At 78.4% G+C, this 1,238-nt stretch carries 1 protein-coding gene; it reads right to left on the minus strand.

Annotation, left to right across the window (positions count from 1 at the left end; all coding sequences use genetic code 11):
* On the minus strand, positions 1 to 1,238 hold a 1,238-nt coding region (locus GTW08_RS21540), incomplete at both ends, for an ABC transporter substrate-binding protein (protein ID WP_237454048.1).

Genomic DNA, 1,238 nt, shown 5'->3' on the forward strand with positions numbered 1-1,238 from the left:
GAGCAGCGCCCGCACGTCGGGGCGGCCCCCCGCGGCATCCCCGCTCCCGGTGGCACCGCCGGTCCCTGGACCGGCCGCACCGTCGGTCGCGGTGTCGTCGCCGGTGTCGCCCGCGGTGTCGTCGCCGGGGACCCGGGGTGCCGCGGCCACGGCCTGCAGGTAGAGCGGGATCGGCTGCGCCGCGGCACGGCGGAACCGGATGCCCGGGGTCGGCTCGACGTCCGGCGGCTCCGGCTCACGCGGCTCGCACCGCAGCCCGACCGCCGCCAGCTGCTCCACGACGAGGTCGGCGGTAGGTCGCGACATCGGGTCGAACGGGTCGAAGAACAGCGGCACCCGCGCCCCGTCCGCCCCCGCCGCGACGACCAGCTCCCGGGCCCGCGCGACGTCGCGCACCACCGGCGCGAGCCCGCCCGGGTGGTAGGCCAACCCCGCCCCGAACAGGTCGTCACCGGGTTGCGCGAGGTCCAGCAGGATCTGGCGCACCAGCTCCACCCGGTCGATCCCGAGCCGCACCGCCTCGCGCAGCCGCGGTTCGGCGAGCGGGCCGGGCCCGGTGTCGAGGAAGCGGGTCACCGAGCCCGGTGCGGACAGCACGGTCGTCCCGGTCCGCCCGAGCAGCCGTCGTGCGCTGTGCGGGAACAGGTCGTGTGCCCAGTGCACGTAGCCGTCCACCAGGGACTGGTAGCGGTTCTCCTCGTCGTCGTCGACCAGGAACTCCACCGCGGGGACGGGCGGGCGGCCGGCCCAGTGGCCGTCGTGCCGGTAGAGGGCGTCCGGCGAGCCGGGCAGGAAGCGGAACGCGCCGGTCCCGACGGGCACGTCCCCCCGCCCGCCGCGCACGATGCCGGTTCCCGGCGCGGCCAGGGCCAGGGCGAACAGGAAGTCGGGTCGGCCCAGCACGAGCTCCACCTCGGTCGCCGACACCGCGCGGCTGGCGGTCAGGTCCAGGTGCGCGAGCAGCGGCGCGGCCGTCGCCCCGGTCGCGGGGTCGAGTACCCGGCGCAGCGACGCGAGCACGTCGGCCGGGGCCAGCGGCCGCCCGTCGTGGGCGACGGCGTCGCGCAGCCGGATCCGCCACCGCGTCCCCGTCCGGTCGGGTGCCGCGGAGGCCGCCAGGTGCGGACGCGGGGTCATGTCCTGGTCCCACACCAGCAGCGTGTCGGCGACGGCGGCGGCCCGCGCCCGGTCCACCGGCCGCCACACCCGGTGCGGGTCGGGTGCCCCGAGCGGGCCGG

Origin of the sequence: Pseudonocardia sp. SID8383, assembly GCF_009864975.1 — a bacterium.
In the GTDB taxonomy this organism is placed as follows: Bacteria; Actinomycetota; Actinomycetes; order Mycobacteriales; family Pseudonocardiaceae; genus Pseudonocardia; species Pseudonocardia alni.